Consider the following 13053-nt stretch of genomic DNA (forward strand, 5'->3'; position numbering starts at 1 on the left):
CTTTGGCCGCCGCGGGCGCGGCTTTTTTCGGCCTTGCCGACGACTACGCCTGCTATGGCCGGACCATCCTTGCCATTGCTCTGCTGGCATCCTGATCGGCGCCAAAGCTCTTGCCACGCGTGAACGGACCGTCGTTGCAGTAGGCACAGCCCGGAAAGCGCCCTAGAGCAGCACTAGCTAAGGCAGTAGCCGGTTACGCCGGTGGCAGGAAGCAGGCTAGTCCAACCTCCTAAGGCACAAGTGGGGTATAAAACCAGCACAAAACCAGCACAAACAAAAACCCACCCTGCGCAGCGCAGAGTGGGTTTTCAACCTGTTTCAGCGGCAAGATAGCTCGCCGGCCCGAATTAGAACTGCTCGTTGGCCGGGAAGTAGAAGTCGCCTTCGATCTGGGCGTTTTCGTCAGAGTCGGAGCCGTGTACGGCGTTGGCTTCGATGCTCTTGGCGTACTTCTTCCGGATGGTGCCCTCGGCGGCCTGGGCCGGGTTGGTGGCGCCGATCAGCTCACGGAAAGCGGCCACGGCGTTGTCTTTCTCCAGAATGGCGGCGTAGATGGGGCCCGACGACATGTACTTCACCAGGTCGCCGTAGAAGGGGCGCTCCTTGTGCACGGCGTAGAACTCGCCGGCGCGCTCGGGGGTCAGCAGGGTTTTCTTCAGCGCAACGATGCGGAAGCCGGCCTTTTCGATGTCGGCGAGGATGGCCCCGGCGTGACCGTCCTGAACGGCGTCGGGCTTAATCATGGTGAACGTGCGGTTCGTGGCCATGGCAAGAGGGGGTTTATGTGAAGACTACCGGAGGTGGTGAGTCGCTCAATGAAAAAAAGTTTTGCGGCCGCAAAAGTAGCAGCCAGCCCCCAAAGCGCCGCACGCTGACGCAAATAGCCCCCGCGGCGGGGCGGCGGCTGAACCAAGCGCGGCGGCGCCGGTGTTCATCCGGCACAAGTTTGCGAATCATTCCCGAAATTTGCCCCCTTGCGCGCCTTTTAAGGGCCGCGTAGTCAGTCACCTATCAGCCGGCAATGCACGACGTCACGGCGCTGAAAGAGCTCCTCCGGGAGCCGCGGCACATTTTCATCACCACCCACCACAAGCCCGACGCCGACGCGCTGGGCTCGTCGCTGGGCCTGGCGGGCTACCTGCGCGCCAAAGGCCACCACGTGACGGTGGTCACGCCCTCCGACTACCCCGACTTCCTGAGCTGGATGCCCGGCAACGACGAGGTTATCGTGTACGACCCGCGCCGCAACGACCGGCAGGTGCGCGAAATCATCGGTACGGCCGAGGTGCTGTTCTGCCTCGACTTTTCCTCGCTGGGCCGCATTCACGAGCTGGGCGAGTACGTGCGCCAGGCCCCGGGCCAGAAAGTGCTCGTTGACCACCACGAGCAGCCTGAGCCCTTCGCCGACATTGCCTTTTCCTTTCCCAGCGCCGCGGCTACGGCCGAGCTGGTGTTTGAAATCATCCGCGACTTAGGCGACCAGCACCTCATCACCCCGGCCATCGGCGAGTGTCTCTACGCGGGCATCATGACCGATACCGGCTCGTTCCGCCACCCCAGCACCTCGCGCAACGTTCACCTGATCATTGCCGAGCTGCTCGACGCGGGCATCAACCTCTCGTCGGTGCACCGGCGCATCTACGACTCGCACTCCGAGGAGCGGCTGCGCTTTTTGGGCTTCGTGCTCAAGGACAAGCTGCGGGTGCTGCGCGAGTACAACACGGCCTACATTGCCATTACCAACGAAGAGCTGAAGCAGTACCACTCCAAAACCGGTGACACGGAAGGCCTGGTCAACTTCGCCCTCAGCATTGAGGGCATCGTGTTTGCCGCCATCCTCATCGACCGCGTGCAGGCCGTGAAAATCTCCTTCCGCTCGGTAGGCGACTTCTCGGTCAGCGAGTTTTCGCGCCGCCACTTCAACGGCGGTGGCCACCACAACGCGGCCGGCGGCATCAGCCACGAGCCGCTCGACGCAACGGTGGAGAAGTTTCTGAGTCTGCTGCCCGACTACCAAACCCAACTGGTTACGGCGCCACTGGCCATTGCCCCGCCACAGTAAGTACTGGGTAGTAGGTAGTCAGTAATAAGTATTGAGTAGTTGATAGTGAGAGACCGGAACGTAACATTGGTACTCCTTTGCTCTTGCTACCAACTACTCAATACCTAATACTCAGGACTCCCGCCCTACCTTCGCCCCGCATTCTTTTTCATCCTTTCTCTTTCATGCTTCGCACTTCCTTTCTGTTCTGGCCTGCCCTGGCGGCTGGTGCCCTCGGCCTTGCCTCCTGCGACAAAACCAGCGGCGGCGGCGACTTCGCCAAAACGCCCTCGGGCATCGAATACCAGGTATTTAAAAACGAAGGCGGCAAGTACAGCAGCCGCGAAATCGCAGCGGGCGGCGACTCGGCCGCGTACCGCAAGCGCCTGGGTCAGATCATTGCCCTGCACGTGGAGTACCGCACGGCCAAGGACTCGGTGCTGTTCCAGTCGCGCAAGCAGCAGATGGGCTACCCCGTGCGCGTGCCGCTGCAACCGGTAAAAGCCAAGGGGGGCCTGGAAGAGGCCATTTCCATGCTGCAGCCCGGCGACTCGGCCGTGTTCCGCTTCAACGCCGACTCGCTCTCGATCAAGACCACCGGCCAGCCCGCGCCGCCGCCCATCAAGAAGCATGGCAACACCATGATTCTGTACGTGAAGGTCGACGCCATTCAGAGCCAGGCCGACGCCATGGTGGCCCAGCAGAAGGCCATGCAGGAAATGCAGGTGAAGCAGCAGCAGCACGCCGAGGCGCAGAAGCCCAAGGATGAGGCCATCATCCAGGCGTACGTGCAGAAAAACAACCTGAAAACCCAGAAAACGGCCAGCGGCCTGCACTACGTGGTGACGCAGCCCGGCGCGGGCGCCAAGCCCAGCCAGGGTCAGGTGGTTTCCGTAAACTACCGCGGCACCCTGCTCGACGGCAAGGAGTTCGACTCGTCGGCCCGCAACGGCGGCAAGCCGATTGAGTTTCCGCTGGGCGTGGGCGCCGTGATTCCCGGCTGGGACGAGGGCATTGCCCTGCTCGGCAAGGGCGCCAAGGGCGTGTTTTTGATTCCCTCCAGCCTGGCCTACGGCCAGCGCGGGGCCGGCAACGACATTCCCGCCGACGCCGTGCTGCGCTTCGACGTGGAGCTGGTCGACGTGAAGGCCGCGCCGCCCCAGCCGTCCATGCCCATGGGTATGCCGCAGGGCCAGTAATCGGCTTGAATGCAACCAATCGGCGGGCGGCCGGCTCTTCTGGCCAGCCGCCCGCTTCTTTTCTTCTTACCATGCGTACGCTTTCCCCTTCCCTGTTTTCTGACCGCCGCTGGTGGTACACCCTGCTGCTGCCGTTGCTGCTGCTGGGCGCCTGCAAAAGAGACGACTCCTACGCGGAGTTCATCGAGGCCCAGAAAAAACGCGACGACGCCGCCATTCAGGCCTACATCACCCAGGCCGGTATTCCGGCCGCCAGCATCGAGCGCCGCGAGTCGGGCCTGTACATCGTGCGCAAAGTAGCCGGTACGGGTCCGCAGGTACTCAACGGCAAAAACGTGCAGGCCAAGTACATCGGCAAGTTCCTCGACGGCCGCCGCTTCGACTCGTCCTACGAAAACGCTCCCGCGCCGCTGTGCCAGTGCTTTGGCTTTCAGGTGGGCGCCGGCAGCGTGATTAAGGCATGGGACGAAGCCTTTCTGCTGCTGCGCAAGGGCGACGAGGTGGAGCTGCTGGTACCCTCGCACCTGGGCTACGGCATGAACGCTACCAGAAGCATTCCCGCCAACACGCCCCTGCGCTTCGAAATCATCGTCACCGAAGTCGAGCAGTAAACCCGTGCCGCGCCTTCTGCTGCTCGCGCTGCTGCTGATTCTGCTGCCGCCGGCCGTCGGCGCCCCGCTGCCGGCCGACACCCTGCGCACTCCCGGCGGCGTGCGCTACGTGCTGCGCCAGCCCGGTCACGGTCCTGCCCCTGGCCCCGCGGGCCGCGTCACGGTACACTACTCGGTGTTTCTGCCCGATGGCCGGCTGTTTGAGTCGTCGGCCACCGAGGCGCGGCCGCTGCGCCTGCGCCTGGGCCGCCAGGAAGTGATTCCCGGCTGGGAAGAGCTGCTGCCCCTGCTGCCGGCCGGCAGCCGCGTGTGGGCCCGCGTGCCGGCCGCTTTGGCCTACGGCGCGGCCGGGCAGCGCGACCCCGACGACGAAACGCGCTACCGCGTGCCGCCCAACACCGATCTGCTGTTTGAACTGGAGATTGTGCGGGTGAACTGATACCGGCCGGAATGCTGCCCCGCATTCCGGCCGGCGCTTTTTCAGGCCCTCACCCTCAGCGGCCCAGCCGGTGGGCCACCGGGTTGCGGCGGGCAGAGTTGCCAAAACCAGCCGGCCGGGCGTAACTTGGGACGTTGAACCCGCCCCGGATTTCCTGCTTTTCATGTTTATAGAACCCCGCGTCGGCAACGGCCGCGACGCCGCCCGCCGCGGCTGGATAGAAGTAGTGGTCGGCTCGATGTTCTCGGGCAAGACCGAGGAGCTGATTCGCCGGCTCAACCGCGCCCGCATTGCCCGCCAGCGGGTGGAAATCTTCAAGCCCGCCCTCGACACGCGCTACCACGAGCACGACGTGGTGTCGCACAACGCCACCAGCATCCGCTCTACGCCCATTCAGCTGCCCGACGAGATGCTGCTGCTGGCCAGCGGCTGCGACGTGGTGGGCATCGACGAGGCCCAGTTTTTCGACGCTTCCCTGGTGGAAGTGTGCAACCAGCTGGCCGACCACGGCGTGCGCGTCATCGTGGCCGGGCTCGACATGGACTACCGCGGCCAGCCTTTCGGGCCGGTGCCGGCGCTGATGGCCGTGGCCGAGTACGTGACCAAGGTGCACGCCGTGTGCGTGTGCTGCGGCGAAATTGCCACCTATTCGTTTCGCAAGGCCGCCTCGGCCGAGCAGGTGCTGCTGGGCGAAACCGATTCCTACGAGGCCCGCTGCCGCCACTGCTTTCTGGAAGGCCGGCAGGAAAAATCGGCCAGCGCGGCGGCCGAGTTCAAGCACTAACCGCGCCCCGGCGGCGTTATGGCCACGCCTTTCCGGCCGTTTTTTCCCTGGTTCATGACTCACTTGCTACGCGCCTTCCTGCTGCTGACTGCCGGGCTACTCACGCTGCCCGCCCTGGGCCAGCGCACCGCCGGCCTGGGCGACTGGCAGCTGCACCTGCCCACCACCAACAGCCGCGTGATGGCCGACGCCGGCGACCGGCTGTACGTGGCCGCCAACAGCTCCTTCTACGTGTTCGACAAGGACCTGAAAACGGTTCAGCTGCTCTCGCGCCGCGACGGACTCAGCGACGTGGGCGTAAGCACCGTGGCCTACGACTCGGTGAGCCGGCAGGTGCTGGTGGGCTACCGCAGCGGCACCATCGACATTCTGCGCGCCGACGGCCAGCGGGTGGCCACCATCTCCGACATTCAGCGCCGGGCCATTCAGGGGGGCAAGGAAATAGCCGCGGTGAGCTTCGGCGGCCGCTACGCCTACCTCACCACGCCGTTCGGCATCGTGGTGCTCGACCTGCAGCGCCGCGAAATCCGCGACACCTACATCAACATCGGGCCCGGCGGCACCACGCCCCGGGTGCTGGCCACTACCGTGCTGCGCGACTCGCTCTACGCCGCCACCGAAGTGGGCGTGCTGGTGGGTGCGCTCAACACCAACCTGCTCGACTTCAACCGCTGGCGCATGGCCCTGCGCCTGACGGCCTACGCCCTAGTCACCCACGCCGGGCAGGTGTACGCGGGCGTCGACGGCTCGGACCTGTACCGCAACAGCGGCAACGGGCGCTGGCAGAACCTCAACTACGGCGTGGGGCCCTACCGGGCGCTGCGCTCGTCGGCCGCTGGCCTGGTAGTGGCCGAGTACAACCGCGTAACGGTGCTCGACGGCGTTACCGGGCAGGTGCGCAGCCGCCTGCAGAATTCCCTGCTGGCCGACGTGTACGATGCCGTGCGCGCCCGCAGCGGGCCGCTGTACGTGGCCGATAACCGCAACGGGCTGCTGGCCGTGAGCCTCGACGCCCCGGCGCAGGCTACGCCCTACCGCGCCAACGCCCCCGACACGGCCAGCGCCTTTGGCCTGCTGGCCCACGCGGCCAGCAACACCGTAACCGTATTCTCGGGTGGCTTCCGCCAGAGCTACGAGCAGCTGGGCCAGCGCAGCGGGTTTTTCCAGTACGACGCGGAAGGCCGCTGGACCAACGTCACCGCCAAAGAGCTGGCGGCCAACCAGTACCCCAACCCCGCAGACGTTGTGCGGGGTACGCGCACGCCCGACGGCACGCTGTACGTGGCCAGCTACGGCGGCGGGCTGCTCGAGTGGAAGGGCCCCGGCGAATTCCGGCAGTTTGTGCAGGGTACGCCCGGCTCGCCCCTGCTCAGCGCCATTCCCACCGACCCGCGCTACACCCGCCTCACCGACGTGGCCAGCGACTCCGAGGGCAACGTGTGGGTGCTGAACCGCCACCAGCTGGGCGGCGGCCGCTCGGGTTTGTTCGTGTTTACGCCTGGCACGGCGCAGTGGCGCACGGTGCCCTACTTCCCGGGCTCCGAAGACCTGGGCCGCATCGTGCTCGACGACGAAAACCACGCCTGGGTTATCAGTACCCGCCGCGGCGTGCCGCCCCGCGTCACGGTCACCGACCTCGACGGGCGGGCGCGCTCCTTCGGGGAAAGCGAGGGACTGCCCAGCACCACCTTCTATAGCATTGCCAAGGACCGCAACGGCGCCATCTGGGTGGCCACCGAGGCGGGCGTAGCCGTGCTCAGCACCCCGGCCAACGCCTTCGACCCGCAGGAGGTATTCACCACGCCCTTTGTGCAGCGCGGCGCGGGCTCGGGCTTTGCCACCCTCTACTCCGACGTGGTGCGGGCCGTGGCCGTGGACGGGGCCAACCGCAAGTGGTTTGGCACCGACAACGGCCTGTGGCTGTTCAACGAGGGCGCCGACGAGGCCCTGCAGCACTTCACCACCGCCAACAGCCCCCTGCCCTCCAACCGCATCGTGGACGTGGCCGTGAACGACCGCACCGGCGAGGTGTGGGTGGCCACTGAGGCCGGCGTGGTGGCCTACCGCGGCTCGGCCACCGTGACGGAGGGCAAGCCCGAGTGCGTGAAGGTGTTTCCCAACCCCGTGCGCCCGGACTTCGCGGGCCGGGTGGGCATTTCGGGCATTGCCAACAACGCCGAAGTCAAAATCACCGACATCACCGGCACGCTGGTGTACCAGACCCGCGCTACCGGCGGCACCGTGGAGTGGAACCTGGCCGATTACAACGGCCGCCGGGTGCAGTCGGGCGTATACCTGGTGCTGACCTCCGACGCCCAGGGCGAGAACGGCTGCATTGCTAAGGTGGCCGTGGTCAACGGCCGCTAAGGCGCCCGCCGCCAGTAAAAGCGCCGGCAAGGGATTTTGCCGGCGCTTTTTGGCGTGGTCCGTTGTTGTTTCCGTTTCGCTACCCGAACTCCCTTCTATGCTGATCAAGACCCGCGGCATTGTGCTGAACTACCTGAAATACCGCGAAACCAGCATTATTGCGCGCATTTACACCGAGCAGCGCGGGGTGCAGTCCTACATCGTGAACGGGGTGCGCCGGGCCAAGCCGCCGGGGCGCATTGCCCTGTTTCAGCCCTTCACCCTGCTCGATCTGGTGGCCTACGTTTCGCCCCGGGGCGGCCTCACCCGCCTCTCCGAATTTCGCTGCGCCTACCCCTTCCGCACCATTCCCTACGACATCCGCAAAAGCAGCGTGCTGCTGTTTCTGTCCGAAGTCGTGAGCCGCTCGGTGCGCGAGGAAGAGCCCAATCCCGAGCTGTTCGCCTTCCTGCACGACTCACTGCTGACCTACGACGCCCAGACCGAGCAGCACGAAAACTTCGCCCTGCTGTTTCTGCTGCACCTGGCCGGCTACCTGGGCTTCGGCCCCGAGTCGGGCCGGGAAATTACCGAGCAGGTGGCCTTCGCCACCGACGTGAACCAGGCCAGCACCGCGCGCCCCACGGTGCTGCGCTTTCAGGAGTTCGAGCACCACTTCGGCGAGCTGCTGCACCAGCCGGCCCAGCCTACCATTCCCAACGGCCGGGTGCGCCGCGAGCTGCTGGGCATTCTGCTGCGCTACTACCAGCTGCACGTCGAAGGCCTGGGCGACATCCGCTCCCTCGACGTATTGTCGGAAGTGCTGTCGGAGTGAGTTTTGGGTGACAGGTAATTTGGGTGACAGGTAACACGTGACACGTAACACGTAACAGCAGGTGGGACAGTGGGAGCGAGGTAGTCGGGTTGCTGGGCGCCGCGGCCACTCGCGCGCCGCTGCTAGAGAGGCACCACGCTTCTACTAGAAGCCCACGCGGAACCGCTAGAAGCCCACACGCTTCTGCTAGAGAGGCACACCGAACTGCTAGAAGGCCATACGGAACTGCTATACCCCCACAAGGAACTACTAGAAGGCTACACCGAACTGCTAGAGGAGCACACGCTTCTACTAGAAGGCCATGCGCAACAGCTAGAAAGCCACGCCTTGCCGCCGGCTCGGGCTTCCTTTTCACCTGTTACGTGTCACATGTTACCTGTCACCTCATCACCTAAATAAGTTACGTGCGGCAACTTGGTGGCTTCGGGCACGCGGCCGGTTACCTCGCCCGCGGGCAGCTGGGCCTGGCAGGTAAGGCGGGCCGTCAGGGCGAGGCGGCCGCGGGCGTGGTAGCGCTGCTCGGCGGCGGTGGGCGGCGCCAGGTGCTCGGCCCCGCTCAGCACCTCGAGGCGGCAGGTGGTGCAGCGGCCGCGGGCCCCGCAGGCGTGCATCCAATCGTGGCCGGCTGCGTGTAAGGCTTGCAGCAAGGTTTGCCCGGGCAGTACCGTTACGGGCCCGCCGGGCAGATTCAGGACCGTCAGTAAAGGCATTTTAAGCGTAAATTGCCTGCTTAACGCAGGTTTTCCAGAGGTGATGCAAGATACGTACAGCAGCGCGCAGCTGCAGGAATACGGCCGCCGGTTGGCCGCCCGCGTCTGTGACGCTCATTTTTCCACTCAGCCCGTAGGCGCTACCCTCGACGGCCCGGCCGTGCTGCGCCTCACGCCCGTGCGCCAGCTCAACCTGTTCGTGGTGCAGCAGCTGCTCACCCAGTGGACCCAGGAAATGGCCCGGCTGCGCAGCCCCTACTTCGATTTTGAGGACGCCACCGTGCGCCAGGCCCTGACGCAGCTCATGAACCTGCTCTCGCGCCGCATCCGCCTCACGCGCGCCACCTACGAGCCCCTGCTGGCCCAGGCCGCCACCGACACGCTGCGCGCCGTGCTCGAGCCGGCCGCCATCTTCGCCGACAAGCTGTTCCCCGCCGACCAGACCTCGGCCACCCCGGCCCAGCTGCGCGACGCACTGCGCTACGTGGACGTGAACAAGCCCCTGTTTCAGTCGTTTGTCGACAGCCTGCCGGCCGACGTGCCCCAGGAGCGGGAGTACCTGCTCAACCGCTTCCGCCTGCACACCGAGGCCCACTACAAGGAGCTGCAGCCCGCCGAGCAGGTGATGCACGAGCTCAGCGTTCTGCTGCCCGTGTACGCCGCCGACCTGCGCGAGCCGGCTGCCCAGCCGGCCGACAAGCCCAGCGTCCAAATGCCAGCTGCCGCCCCGCACCCCGAGCCGGTGCGCCCGGTAGAAGCCGCCGCTCCCGCCGTAGCGGCGCCAGAACCGGCCCCCACGGTTTCGGCCACGGTGCAGCAGCCCGCGGCAGCAGTGCCCGCGCAACCCGAGCCGGCCGCGCCCGCGCCCGTAGTGCAGCCGCTGGAAGCAGTAGCCGAAGCCCCGGTCGTTGAGCCGACCCCGGCCGTCGCGGCCCCAGCCGCACCCGCTCCGGTGCGCGCGGCCGAGGTATTCACGCCCGAGCGCAACCCGCTGGCCGAAACGGTGAGCCCCGGTGGCACGCTGCACGAGAAGCTGGCTTCCAGCAACGGCAAAACCGGCAGCCTCTACGAAAAGCTGGCCCCGGCCCCGGCGGCCACGCTGGCCGAGATTCAGCCCAAGGTGGAGTCGCTGCGCAACGCCATTTCCATCAACCAGCGCTTCAGCTTCATCAACGAGCTGTTCAACGGCGAGAACATGGAGTACCACGCCGCCATCGAGCACCTCGACGCCCTGCCCGACGCCGAATCGGCCCGGCGCTACGTGCAGCAGGACCTGAGCCAGCGCTACCAGTGGGTGCGCAAGGACGAGCACGTGAACAAGCTGCTGCGGCTTATCGACCGCAAATTTGCCTGACCCGCGGCGGGGCTTCTACCCAGGAGCCCCGCCGCTTTTTTCAGCGGCCCCACGGCGCGGCGGCCCACTGAGCCGGGGCCAACGGGCCAGCGCGAAGGGCACGGCTACCAGCAGCAGCGGCAGCACGGGCACGGCAAAGCGGGCGGCGCCCAGCGGCCCGGTGAGCACGGCCACGTAGCCCAGCAGGCCGGCCACCAGCACCCGCAGGTGCAGGGGAGCCAGCCGGTCCAGCAGAAACCGCAGCAGCAGCAGCAGGCGCAACGCGTTGGCCGCGGCCACCAGCAGCAGACCGGCAATCAGCCCGACGGGCAGGGTACGCACGTAGGCCCAGACGGCGCGGTAGCCGCCCGCGGTGCTGAAGCGCGCCAGCAGCCCCGCGCCCGGCGGCTCGGGCAGCCCCAGAAAGTGCACCACGTCGAAGCGGCCGGGGTCGAGAAAAAAGTTGACGCTGCCCTGGGCGTGAATCAGGGCGTAGGCCCCCAGGTGCTGGCGCAGCAGCCGGCTGCTTTCGGCCTTGATGTAGCGCTGCTCGGCGGCGTAACCGGGCTGCTGCCCGGCGCGGGCAATGATGGCGTCGAGGTGGCGGTCGGCGGCTTCGGGGCCTTCTACCTTGCGCAGCACGGCCCGCACGTTGTAGCGCAGCAGGTTGATTTCGGCGATGCTGGAAAAGTGGAAGTAGCCCGTGCGCTGGGCATTCCAGCCCTGATAGAGCAGGGCCAGCACCAGCGGCAGCGCCCCGAGGGCTGCCAGCACCGCCCGCCGCTGCCGCCACGCCGCCCACAGCCCGGCCGCCAGCACCAGCGCGCTGAAGGGGTAGAACACGGGCTTGACGAACATGGCCAGCGTGGCCCAGCCCGCCAGGGCCGCGAAGTGCCGGGCCCGCGGCCTTTCCCAGCAGGCCACGGCGCTGGCAAAAATGCCCACCACGGCGGTTTGCAGCAGCAGCTCACTCATCAGCACGTTGGCGTAGATGATTTGCCCGGGGAAGGTCACCGTCAGCAGCAGCCACCAGCCCCAGGCCGGGGGCGCGTAGCGGCCCACGAGGCGGGTTATCCAGGCCAGGTTGAGCAGGCTGAGGACGTTCTGCGCCAGCAAAGCCCACGCTACGTAGCCGGCCGGTGTGCCCAGCGCCGCCAGCCACAGGGGGTAGCCCGGCGGCCGCATGGTGTACTCCTGCGGGTGCCGGGGCTCGGCGGGCGGCCGGGCGTAGAACTCGCCGTGGTGCACGATGTTTTCGGCCTCGGTCAGGTAGCGGTCGGAATCGGGAAACAGGTAGTAGCGCTGCTGCAGCTGAAACAGCAGGGCCGCCAGGTGCAGCAGCACCAGCGCGCCCCAGAACCAGCGCGGCGCCGGGGCCGGCGACTGGATTGTGACCGAAAGGCCGGCGGAAGCTACGGGCAGAGGCATGCGCGAAGGTAGCAAGCCGGCCGGCGGCTCAGCGCACCAAATCCTGTTTGCGGTAGGCGTCGATGCCCAGCAGGATGAACAGCAGAATGGTAAACGACCAGAGCGAGGAGCCGCCGTAGCTGAAGAAGGGCAGCGGAATGCCCACCACGGGGGCCAGCCCGATGGTCATGCCCACGTTCACCACGAAGTGAAAGAAGATGATGCTGGCCACGCAGTAGCCGTAGGTGCGCCCGAACACCGACTTCTGCCGCTCAGCCACGAAAATGACCCGCCAGAGCAGGGCCATGAACAGGATGATGAGCGTCATGGTGCCCAACCAGCCCCACTCCTCGCCCACGGTGCAGAAAATGAAGTCGGTGCTTTGCTCGGGCACGAAGTCGAAGCGCGTCTGGGTGCCTTCGAGGAAACCCTTGCCGGTGAGCCCGCCCGAGCCGATGGCAATCTTGCTCTGCGTCACGTTCCAGCCCACGCCCAGCGGGTCGGCCGAGGGGTTGAGCAGCACCTCGATGCGCTTGCGCTGGTGGGGCTGCAGCACGCTGGTATAGAAGAAGTCGACGCCGAACACCATGCCCAGCACCACGGCCCATACCGACAAGGACAGCGGCAGGTGGTGGCGCAGCACCCGGGTGTTGAACACGAACACCAGCACCAGAATCAGGGTGAAGGCCCCGACCAGCCAGATTTTGGGCACCAGCAGCGAAAGGATGAGCACGATGCCAGCGGCGGCCAGAATCAGCAGGATGAGCGGCGACATACCCTCGCGGAAGTAGGCCAGCAGAAAGGCGCCGAACACCAGGGCCTGCCCGGTTTCGTTGGACGCCAGGATGAGCAGCGGCGGCAGCAGGGTGAGGCCCGCCAGCACCAGCTGCTGTTGGAAGTTCTGCTGCCTGAGGTTGATGCCCGCCATGAAGCGCGAGGCCGCCAGGGCAGTGGTAAACTTGGCAAACTCGGCCGGCTGCAGGCGCACCGGCCCCAGCTCCAGCCAGGAGCGCGAGCCGGCAATGGGGCGCGCCACCACCAGCGTCACCAGCAGCAGGGCAATCATGCCCCCGTAGAGCACGTAGGCAAAGGTGTCGTAGGCCTTGTACTCGATGACCAGCAGCACGCCGATGAGCACCACGGCCGCCCCGATCCAGACCAGCTGCTTAAACCAGTTGAAGGCCATCAGCCCGCTCCAGTCGGCGGCAAACACGCGCGAGAACGGCACCTCGGGCGTGTAGGAAGCCGCGTACACGTTGAGCAGGCCCAGGCTCACCATCAGGGCGTACAGCCCCACGGTAATCCAGTCGACGCTGCGGCTGTAACGGGCGGGGGAAGCGGGCATGGC

At 66.3% G+C, this 13053-nt stretch carries 12 protein-coding genes; 8 read left to right on the top strand and 4 right to left on the bottom strand.

The window, feature by feature from the left end; genetic code table 11:
- Window positions 1–347: 347 nt before the first annotated feature.
- Window positions 348–767, bottom strand: a complete 420-nt coding sequence (locus ACE191_RS20755; protein ID WP_151080793.1) for a nucleoside-diphosphate kinase — start codon at window positions 765–767, stop codon at window positions 348–350.
- A gap of 254 nt (window positions 768–1021) precedes the next feature.
- Between ACE191_RS20755 and ACE191_RS20760 the strand changes: the two genes are divergently transcribed.
- The 7 genes from ACE191_RS20760 (at window position 1022) to recO (ending at window position 8255) form a co-directional block, all read left to right on the top strand.
- Window positions 1022–2062, top strand: coding sequence for a bifunctional oligoribonuclease/PAP phosphatase NrnA (locus ACE191_RS20760; RefSeq protein WP_400194172.1), 1041 nt, complete (start codon window positions 1022–1024; stop codon window positions 2060–2062).
- A 164-nt stretch (window positions 2063–2226) separates the two neighbouring features.
- Window positions 2227–3240: an FKBP-type peptidyl-prolyl cis-trans isomerase gene (locus tag ACE191_RS20765; protein WP_400194173.1), complete on the top strand. Its 1014-nt coding sequence runs from the start codon at window positions 2227–2229 to the stop codon at window positions 3238–3240.
- Window positions 3241–3311: 71 nt separating this feature from the next.
- A complete protein-coding gene (locus ACE191_RS20770; protein WP_400194174.1) occupies window positions 3312–3851 on the top strand; it encodes an FKBP-type peptidyl-prolyl cis-trans isomerase in 540 nt (179 codons plus the stop codon).
- Between the two features lie 4 nt (window positions 3852–3855).
- Window positions 3856–4290, top strand: coding sequence for an FKBP-type peptidyl-prolyl cis-trans isomerase (locus ACE191_RS20775; protein WP_400194175.1), 435 nt, complete (start codon window positions 3856–3858; stop codon window positions 4288–4290).
- Window positions 4291–4453: 163 nt separating this feature from the next.
- Window positions 4454–5074 carry a thymidine kinase gene (locus ACE191_RS20780; RefSeq protein WP_400194176.1) on the top strand — a complete coding sequence of 207 codons (621 nt, stop codon included), beginning with the start codon at window positions 4454–4456 and terminating at the stop codon, window positions 5072–5074.
- Between the two features lie 54 nt (window positions 5075–5128).
- Window positions 5129–7441, top strand: a complete 2313-nt coding sequence (locus ACE191_RS20785; protein ID WP_400194177.1) for a two-component regulator propeller domain-containing protein — start codon at window positions 5129–5131, stop codon at window positions 7439–7441.
- 97 nt (window positions 7442–7538) lie between these two features.
- Window positions 7539–8255, top strand: coding sequence for a DNA repair protein RecO (recO, locus tag ACE191_RS20790; RefSeq protein ID WP_400194178.1), 717 nt, complete (start codon window positions 7539–7541; stop codon window positions 8253–8255).
- A 365-nt stretch (window positions 8256–8620) separates the two neighbouring features.
- Here recO and ACE191_RS20795 read toward each other — a convergent pair whose 3' ends face one another.
- On the bottom strand, window positions 8621–8965 hold the full coding sequence (locus ACE191_RS20795) for a 2Fe-2S iron-sulfur cluster-binding protein (protein ID WP_400194179.1): 345 nt from the start codon (window positions 8963–8965) through the stop codon (window positions 8621–8623).
- Between the two features lie 43 nt (window positions 8966–9008).
- On the opposite strand from ACE191_RS20795, the gene ACE191_RS20800 reads away from it, so the two are divergent.
- Window positions 9009–10319 carry a hypothetical protein gene (locus tag ACE191_RS20800; RefSeq protein ID WP_400194180.1) on the top strand — a complete coding sequence of 437 codons (1311 nt, stop codon included), beginning with the start codon at window positions 9009–9011 and terminating at the stop codon, window positions 10317–10319.
- A 15-nt stretch (window positions 10320–10334) separates the two neighbouring features.
- Here the strand turns inward: ACE191_RS20800 and ACE191_RS20805 are convergent, their stop codons facing one another.
- Window positions 10335–11726, bottom strand: coding sequence for a hypothetical protein (locus tag ACE191_RS20805; RefSeq protein WP_400194181.1), 1392 nt, complete (start codon window positions 11724–11726; stop codon window positions 10335–10337).
- A gap of 28 nt (window positions 11727–11754) precedes the next feature.
- Window positions 11755–13050: a rod shape-determining protein RodA gene (gene rodA, locus ACE191_RS20810; RefSeq protein WP_400194182.1), complete on the bottom strand. Its 1296-nt coding sequence runs from the start codon at window positions 13048–13050 to the stop codon at window positions 11755–11757.
- Between the last annotated feature and the right edge of the window lie 3 nt (window positions 13051–13053).

Source organism: Hymenobacter sp. B81 (genome assembly GCF_044628455.1).
Lineage (GTDB): Bacteria > Bacteroidota > Bacteroidia > Cytophagales > Hymenobacteraceae > Solirubrum.

Bases quoted from the DNA above. Each gene is read 5' to 3' on its own strand.
- ACE191_RS20805 (WP_400194181.1), bottom strand. From the start codon at position 11,726: ATGCCTCTGCCCGTAGCTTCCGCCGGCCTTTCGGTCACAATCCAGTCG.
- ACE191_RS20765 (WP_400194173.1), top strand. From the start codon at position 2,227: ATGCTTCGCACTTCCTTTCTGTTCTGGCCTGCCCTGGCGGCTGGTGCC.
- ACE191_RS20800 (WP_400194180.1), top strand. From the start codon at position 9,009: ATGCAAGATACGTACAGCAGCGCGCAGCTGCAGGAATACGGCCGCCGG.
- ACE191_RS20785 (WP_400194177.1), top strand. From the start codon at position 5,129: ATGACTCACTTGCTACGCGCCTTCCTGCTGCTGACTGCCGGGCTACTC.
- ACE191_RS20780 (WP_400194176.1), top strand. From the start codon at position 4,454: ATGTTTATAGAACCCCGCGTCGGCAACGGCCGCGACGCCGCCCGCCGC.
- rodA (WP_400194182.1), bottom strand. From the start codon at position 13,050: ATGCCCGCTTCCCCCGCCCGTTACAGCCGCAGCGTCGACTGGATTACC.
- ACE191_RS20760 (WP_400194172.1), top strand. From the start codon at position 1,022: ATGCACGACGTCACGGCGCTGAAAGAGCTCCTCCGGGAGCCGCGGCAC.
- ACE191_RS20795 (WP_400194179.1), bottom strand. From the start codon at position 8,965: ATGCCTTTACTGACGGTCCTGAATCTGCCCGGCGGGCCCGTAACGGTA.
- ACE191_RS20755 (WP_151080793.1), bottom strand. From the start codon at position 767: ATGGCCACGAACCGCACGTTCACCATGATTAAGCCCGACGCCGTTCAG.
- recO (WP_400194178.1), top strand. From the start codon at position 7,539: ATGCTGATCAAGACCCGCGGCATTGTGCTGAACTACCTGAAATACCGC.
- ACE191_RS20770 (WP_400194174.1), top strand. From the start codon at position 3,312: ATGCGTACGCTTTCCCCTTCCCTGTTTTCTGACCGCCGCTGGTGGTAC.